1 pseudogene is annotated in these 882 nt (G+C 73.5%); it reads left to right on the forward strand.

Annotation, left to right across the window (positions count from 1 at the left end):
* A pseudogene (locus tag U9980_RS19380) lies at positions 1-882 on the forward strand (hypothetical protein); the annotation flags it as partial.

Raw genomic sequence — 882 nt, forward strand, 5'->3', positions numbered from 1 at the left:
GCCGCCCAGAAGTTCACCGCCGGTGGTGGCGGCGCCTATCTGTCCGCGACCCACCGGCTGCCGCAACGGCTGGTTCTGCCGCCGGCGGCGTCGCGGGCACCGGGCAAGAGCGACCCGCCCGCGCACTACGAGCTGGCCAGCAGCACTTTTCCGGACGCGCAGACGTCCCGCCGGCTTGCCGCCGGCATCGTCGGCCTGCCGGCGTTCGCACCAGGTCTGATCGCACTGCTCGGCGGCGTCCACCTGCTGCTGGCGCTGGCGATCGGCGGCGCTGCCGGGAGCACCGGGCGAGGGGCCGTGGGCCGCCTCGACGCCATCGCGGCCGGGCTGCGGCACGCCGGCGTCCCAGGCCTGTTCGAGGGTCTGATCAACAGTGTTCCCGGGCTCGCGCTGAGCCTCGGGGTCATGGGTGCCGGCGTCGCGCTGACCAAGGCCGGCCGTACCGCCCGCGGTGGGGTCGCCGGAGTCGCGCACGGGCTCACCCAGCTCGTCCTGGCCGTCGCCGTGATCGCCGGCGCCGTCGCCGTCGCCGGCCCGCTGCCCGGCACGTGGCTGCTGGCCGGGGTGCTACCGCTGGTGGTCGCGGTCGGTGGTCTGGCCGCCACCGAGGTGCTCGCCGCCTACCTCTGGCTGGCCGACCGCATTGCGGGCCTGAACACCAACGAACTGTTCGCCGCGCAGGGGATCGCCGATTACAAGAACTTCCTGCGGCTGCGCATCGGCCCGGACGGACAGTTGACGATCTATCCTGTCGGGGTTCGCGCAGTCCCGAAACGCTGGCGCTTCGCCCCGGACGCCGCGGCCGGCGCACCCTGGTTCACCCCGATCGACCGGCCGCTGGAGGCTTTCCTCATCGAATCGCCGATCACCATCACCCGAGCC

This window comes from Protofrankia sp. Cr1 (assembly GCF_963555865.1).
Lineage (GTDB): Bacteria > Actinomycetota > Actinomycetes > Frankiales > Frankiaceae > Protofrankia.